9 protein-coding genes are annotated in these 6520 nt (G+C 39.1%); 8 read left to right on the forward strand and 1 reads right to left on the reverse strand.

What is annotated here, in order from left to right; all coding sequences use genetic code 11:
* Positions 1–123: 123 nt before the first annotated feature.
* The 3 genes from KI742_RS22955 (at position 124) to KI742_RS22965 (ending at position 1614) form a co-directional block, all read left to right on the forward strand.
* Positions 124–609, forward strand: a complete 486-nt coding sequence (locus KI742_RS22955; RefSeq protein WP_285385932.1) for a hypothetical protein — start codon at positions 124–126, stop codon at positions 607–609.
* Between the two features lie 181 nt (positions 610–790).
* Entirely contained in the window at positions 791–1240 is a 450-nt protein-coding gene (locus tag KI742_RS22960) for a hypothetical protein (protein ID WP_017449604.1), read from the forward strand.
* A gap of 140 nt (positions 1241–1380) precedes the next feature.
* Positions 1381–1614 (forward strand): hypothetical protein, encoded by a 234-nt coding sequence (locus KI742_RS22965; protein WP_285385930.1) that lies wholly within the window; start codon positions 1381–1383, stop codon positions 1612–1614.
* A 178-nt stretch (positions 1615–1792) separates the two neighbouring features.
* Here KI742_RS22965 and KI742_RS22970 read toward each other — a convergent pair whose 3' ends face one another.
* Entirely contained in the window at positions 1793–2899 is a 1107-nt protein-coding gene (locus KI742_RS22970; RefSeq protein WP_047104349.1) for a hypothetical protein, read from the reverse strand.
* Positions 2900–3218: 319 nt separating this feature from the next.
* Here KI742_RS22970 and KI742_RS22975 point away from each other — a divergent pair, with 319 nt between their 5' ends.
* The 5 genes from KI742_RS22975 (at position 3219) to KI742_RS23005 (ending at position 6390) form a co-directional block, all read left to right on the forward strand.
* Positions 3219–3662 carry a hypothetical protein gene (locus KI742_RS22975; RefSeq protein ID WP_072611821.1) on the forward strand — a complete coding sequence of 148 codons (444 nt, stop codon included), beginning with the start codon at positions 3219–3221 and terminating at the stop codon, positions 3660–3662.
* A 132-nt stretch (positions 3663–3794) separates the two neighbouring features.
* Positions 3795–4274 (forward strand): hypothetical protein, encoded by a 480-nt coding sequence (locus tag KI742_RS22985; protein ID WP_256913775.1) that lies wholly within the window; start codon positions 3795–3797, stop codon positions 4272–4274.
* A gap of 158 nt (positions 4275–4432) precedes the next feature.
* Positions 4433–5083 carry a DUF4062 domain-containing protein gene (locus KI742_RS22995; protein ID WP_230238832.1) on the forward strand — a complete coding sequence of 217 codons (651 nt, stop codon included), beginning with the start codon at positions 4433–4435 and terminating at the stop codon, positions 5081–5083.
* 141 nt (positions 5084–5224) lie between these two features.
* A complete protein-coding gene (locus KI742_RS23000; protein ID WP_230238826.1) occupies positions 5225–5914 on the forward strand; it encodes a hypothetical protein in 690 nt (229 codons plus the stop codon).
* Between the two features lie 116 nt (positions 5915–6030).
* Positions 6031–6390 (forward strand): SH3 domain-containing protein, encoded by a 360-nt coding sequence (locus KI742_RS23005; RefSeq protein WP_285386352.1) that lies wholly within the window; start codon positions 6031–6033, stop codon positions 6388–6390.
* The last annotated feature ends 130 nt before the right edge of the window (positions 6391–6520 follow it).

Below are 6520 nucleotides of genomic sequence, written 5' to 3' on the forward strand. Positions count from 1 at the left end.
CGCAACGCTTGGCATTTTTACTATGCGTTGCGTTTGGTGTTTAAGGTGGTATACGGCGGCATTGGTATTGCGTTGCTCACACCTTAACAGGGCGTTATGCGATCAATCGGAAATAGTAGAAACATGCTAATTGAAAGTAAATTAGCTGAAAAATTTTTATTCGAATACCAGTTGGTAATGACTTACATCAATAATGGCAAGATCCCAGAAGGCTTAGCGGATTTCGTAGCCTTGAGGGACGAATTGCATGATTGTGTTTCGGAAGTAAAAGCTAATATGTCCCACGCTGTATCGAGTGAGCTTTTAGAATCTCTCGACAACGCTATCTATGGACGATTTATTTACGTTAAAAAGTACAAAGACGGCTATGTGTTTTTACATCCTGATAGTAACCAGTACTATCAAGTGAAAGGGTTGACTTCGCCAATTGAAGAAATGTGCCCAGAATATTCTGTGGTTAATACGGCAATTTTGCCGTTTTCAGGCGAGCTAATTTGTGATGGTTTGTTAGTACCTTTCAATGCTAGCTTTGGTAGCGCGATGAAAAAAGAAATTCGCGATGGCTATTGGTTGGCAAAGAAAAGTGCTACGTTGATAAAAATCGCATAACAAAGCGTTTAAGGCAGATTCGCAACGCGTGGCATTTTTGTTTTGGTTGAGTTTTGTGTTTACGGTGGCATGGTTTAAGTTAGGTGGTCGGGTTGCTCACTACTTAACGCGGCGTTATATGTTGTTTTGGCTTAATTGGACTAGTCTTAATATGTGCTCTATTGCATTTAAGGTGGCTAGTATGAAACGTGTAAATCTAGTAATTTCTATATTTTCAATCTTGTTGAGCTTTGGGGGCAATGCTACTCCATTACCATGTACAGCATACAATGGAGTACCAGTGCAATATATTGCCAACCCTCAGCTTAACAATGTAGGTATGGCGAATGTAATGATGAATGGCCAACCTATAATTCAGTTAAATCCGAATGTAATTAATCAACTACCTTACCAAGTTCGCCAGTTTTGGTATGCCCATGAGTGTGCGCACCACGCACTTTTTCCGCAGCAGAATTCAGAGGTGAATGCCGATTGCTGGGCTATAAAAACAATTCGAAACCTAGGTATAATTCAAAATCAGCAACAAATAACTCAGCTATTAAACTATATATCTACGTTGCCTGGTAGTATGCAAGGCCATTTGCCAGGGCCAGCAAGGGCACAGAATATCTATTGGTGTTTCAATACATAACAAAGCGTTCAAGAGGGATTCACAACGCTTGGCAGTTTCAGTTTAAAGTTTAGCTTTTGTGTTTATGGCACAATGTCTTAAGTTAGGTGATTTGCGTTGTTCACCCCTTAACGCGGCGTTAGTATTCAGGAGGAAAATTAGTGCTTCATCAGATAGACAAATATCAGTGTTCTTCTTGTAACATTAAATCTAAACATATTACCGTATTGATTAGGAGCCCAAGTCCTTTTGCTGGTGTAAAACATCAAAAGCGTAAAGAGTTTATTGCTGGATTAATCAAAGGTTGGGCAGTTGGTCCATTTTTAGCTTCTATGGATGAGTTTTCTCGGCATGCGATCTGTGAAAACTGTGGGATCAAAACGATAGAGAACTGATAAGTAAGACTTCTTTCTAAGTTAGGTGTAACAGGTTGGGTCTGAATACTAACAAACTGTTCAAGAGTGATTCGCAACGCATGGCATTTTCATCATGCGTTAGTTTAAGTGATTAAAGTGGTATGCTGCGGCATCGGTATTATGTTGCTCACACCTTAACAGGGCGTTATGCGATTCATCATGTCTCCGTTTCTTTGAAATAAGAACTGACGTTTTCATCTAAAAAGCTTTTGAATGCATCCATACAAAAATTATGTCTAGCTTCCGCGGACTTAGTTCTTTGTTGAGACTTCTTCATTTGATACACAAATAGCAACGCTGCATCCTCTGGAGAATCCTTTCCAGACTCAAATTTTCCTCCATTGTGTACAGAGCCAAGGCGTCGACTTAAAGACTTGAATAAATCTTTGTCATAAGTGATCGCTGACGTGATAGCAATAGAGTTACTGGAGCATTGAGATGTTAAGTCAGCCATAGATAACAGTTCTATATCAGCGAGCCCCATTAAATCTCCTTTACTCTTAATTTTGAATAGCTTAGATAGCCCATCCTTATCTCTATTCATCATGTTGCGAGCTTTCGGCTGCTTCTTGTTCTGATCAAACATTCGTTTTTCCACGAAGTTCATCAACGCCCATTTAACGTAAAATGGACTTAAATAATATAGCTTAATTTCTGGTATAAGGTTTTCAGCAACAGCCATTGGGATTGATATAGAGCCATCCTCACGATCAAAACTCATAGTCCAATCTTGTGCTGCTAATTTTTCTACAGCCTTTTTAATGTTATTGGAATCTTTGTCAATTAATTTAGTGACGTTTTTCAGTTCTTTGTAATTTCTAAAGCCTATCGTGTTAGTGGAAATGCCAAGTTTAATAGCAGCTTCTTCTACGATAGACATTGCGTTGTTATACTGAGAAATATTAGAAATTGGTTTTTGATTATTCAATTCATACAAAACAGTCGGTGTTATACACAGAGAAATAGTAGCTCCAGCGTAGTCTTCCAAAAAGTAGAGTATTGAACTTGTTGCGATATATCTTATTTCTCTAAAGCGATTCTCATTTGAAGACAAAATATCCTGAATTATATTTGTATCTAAAATGATTGAAAATCGATTAGAGGACATTAGATACTCATTAAGTAAAGAGTGTAATTGAAACAAAGATTCAATGAATGTCTCTTTTTCTTTTTCAGATGCACTTTCTAAAAATCTTTTCAATAAGCTTTCTCTCTTAGCTTGACTTATTAAAACTTGATTTTCAAAATCACTCGTTATGCGCATCGCAAACACTTTTTGATCGCTTGTACTTTGTTTATTACTAGATTTGAAAATAATACCACCTCTGCCTTTAGGCTAGATTTAGTTAAAAGTTTTGTTGCATATCACTCCAGTAATGTGGCGTGAACTTTGACTTTTCAATAGATTTATAACTGAATAACTTAGATATGTGCGCAAGATCGCATAACAAAGCGTTTAAGGCAGATTCGCAACGCTTGGCAGTTTAGGTTTGAATCAGCTTTAGTGTTTACGGCACAATGGTTTAATAAAGGTGGTAGCGTTGCTCACTACTTAACGCGGCGTTAAGTGTAAGGAGAAAACTTTGCAATCAAGGATATCCATTCCTACGGATAATATATATAAGTTCTACGCTATGTTTGGGCTTGTACTTCTAGTTTCAACTATGGCACTTTTTGTATTCGTTTACTCTACATTTCAAGCTAACTCTCATGCTCGCTATGTAGAGCTTAAGGTATTGTCTTCCTTATCTAAATTAACGCCAGAACAATCGGCTCGAAAAGAAGTTCTGGAAGTAAAGGAAATGATCGATACTTCGGACAAGAAAACCTATATGAATGCAATTAGCTTCTTGCTAGCTTTGTCATTATTTTTGATGGCTTTTGGGTTTTATCGCTGGCATAAAAAAATTCAACCGCTACAAGATGAGATTTTAGTGAAGCAAAAGGAAAAAACGGAGCTAGAGATCAGGTTGCTTCATAAACAGTTGAACTCTTCTCGTATCAAGCAAGTGGGCAAAAACACTTAACAAGCTGTTTAAGAGTGATTCGCAACGCGTGGCATTTTTACCATGCGTTGAATTTAGTGATTAAGGTGGTATACGGCGGCATCGGCATTGCGTTGCTCACACCTTAACAGGGCGTTAGGTTTTCGGAGTCACATGAAGAAAATTCTGTTTATTTTGTGTACGTTGATGTTAGGAGTAGTAATGTCTGAGGGTTTGTTTTTAAGCTCATATAACGAAGTGTCCGAACGTTATGCAATTCTCGATGAGTTTGAAGAGTCTGGGGTACTTTACCTAACTAAGCCTCAAACTCAAAAGCCAGAAAGAGATGCTGTGGCGTACATACAGTACGCACCTGTTTCCGAGGAATCTTGGAAGCAGAAAATGAGAGCAGGGGAACCGCCACAATTACACCAAGGGCTAGTTTCCAAAACAGCAATTATTGAGAAGACAGTAGAGCAAGATTTTAGCTTTCAATGGTCGGCTGATGGTAATTCAGTAGCCTTACTATATAGAAGCGTTCCCATAGCTTTCGTTACTAAAAGCGAAAAGTATGGTTTTAGCAAAGCGGTTGTATCAGATTCGCCAGTTGTTTCAGTCTGGAATTCAGAGAAGTTTAGTGAACTATTTGAGTAAAAACCTAACAAACTGTTTAAGAGTGATTCGCAACGCGTGGCATTTTTACTATGCGTTGCGTTTAGTGTTTAAGGTGCTCTGCGGTAGCTTCGGTATTGCGTTGCTCACACCTTAACAGGGCGTTATAGCTACCCAATAAATGAAACAAAGGAGTTAAATTGAGTATTAGTCAAAGCTTACATCCTTCGGTGTTTATCAGCTCGACATTTGTTGATTTTATGGACGAGAGACAGGCAATAGCAGATGTATTGCGGTCAGAGTCAATCAATGTCAACGCACTAGATATTCAGCCCGCATCGAATAACTCGTCAAAATCCCAAATCGAAAGGGGTATCAAAGAAGCTGATTTCGTGATCTTACTAGTAGGAGACCGCTATGGTTCAATCCTCCCTAAAATGACAGGTGGTCGCCGAAGTGTTACTCACTGGGAATATTTGCTAGCTTCAAAGAAATACAAGAAACACGTACTAGTTTTCTTCCGCAATAGCTCACATCTTACTGGTGAACGCAAACTGTACGATGATGCCGACGAAGAACTAAAAGAAAAACAATTCAAACTTAAGCAATTTAAGACTCAGTTATCAGAGCTTCATAATCCTAGTTACTTTAATTCAATCGCTGAACTAACAGAAAAGGTTAAGTCTTCAATTGTTCCCGCATATAGAGGAATTATAAGCGACTTGAATATGAAGGACTCTCAAAGGAAAGCTCGTATTTTGGAGTTGGAATCCGAAATTGAAAGGCTCAAGAATAATCCGTTTAGTGATGCAATGGCTGATGCTTTCAAAGCCGCTCGTGGGGAGTTGTAGCTATAACAAACAATTTAAGAGGGATTCCCAACGCTTGGCATTTTTTCTTATACTTCAAATTTAGTGGTTACGGTACAATGCTTTAGGTCGGGTGGTAGCGTTGCTCACCCCTTAATTGGGCGTTAGCTGTCTGAGGAGATTATGAATAAAAATTTAACTGTGATTGGTTTTGTATTGACGGCAATATACATGGTCGGTTTGCTCTCAATATTAAGTGATCGAATTGGGCAAATACTTGTCATGGATTTAAACGAAGTTGGAGACTTCTTTGCCGGCATCTTTGGACCTGTAGCATTTTTGTGGCTAGTACTCGGTTTTTTGCAGCAAGGGAAAGAGTTACAACAGAGTACCAAAGCACTTGAGCTGCAAGCTGCGGAACTTAATCAGTCTGTTAAACAACAGCGAGAGTTGGTTGAAGTTACTAGAGCTCAATTGGAAGCTGAGCGCAATGTTGTTGAATTGGAAAACAAACGGCGTGTTGAGGCGGCAAAGCCTAATTTTGTATTCCTTGCTGTTGGGGCTGCTCATAGTTCTGGTAAAAGTACGTTTAGATTTAATGTAAAAAACACAGGAAGTACATCTACTAACTTGAATATAGTATTTAGTGAGCCGATGGCACAGCAGCATCCAACGGAAGTTCATGCTTGGGAAATGAGTCAAGAAGTTCAATTTCAGTTTAGGTTTGCTAGCGCTATACCTGATGAGTCAACTGTTACAATTCATTATGTTGACGCTCTTGGTAGCTCAGGACAAAGTGAGTATAGAATCGTAAAACAACTTACAGACTCACCTAACCCAAGTCTTAAGGTAATACCAAAAACCAACAGCTAACAAACTGTTTAAGAGTGATTCGCAACGCGTGGCATTTTTACTATGCGTTGGTTTAAGTGATTAAGGTGGTATGCGGTGGCGTCGGTATTGCGTTGCTCACACCTTAACAGGGCGTTATGTACTTTGGAGAAAATATAGAAGTAGTTTCTACTGAAAAGCACGTCTCAGAATATCCCAATCCGTTTTATTTGAAACAAGGCGATAAAGTAGCTCTAGGTACAATTGACGACGAGTTTCCCAACTGGATCTTTATAACCAGCAGTGAAGGGGAACAGGGTTGGGCTCCAGTTCAATATATCGAAAAGATGGAAGGTTTCTCTGAAGGAATCTTGCTTAAAGACTATGACAATGTTGAGCTCAATACTGTCATTGGTGAAAAACTATCAGTGCTATTCGAACTCAATGAGTGGTATCGAGTTTCGAGGTCAACGGGTGAAGTTGGTTGGGTACCAGTGCGCTCGGTACAACGTACATAACAAACAATTTAAGAGGGATTCCCAACGCTTGGCATTTTTGCTTCTACTTTAACTTTAGTGGTTACGGTACAATGCCTTACGTTGGGTGGTAGCGTTGCTCACCCCTTAATTGGGCGTTAGGCATACAAGG

Source organism: Vibrio sp. D417a (genome assembly GCF_030248595.1).
Taxonomy (GTDB): Bacteria; Pseudomonadota; Gammaproteobacteria; order Enterobacterales; family Vibrionaceae; genus Vibrio; species Vibrio alginolyticus.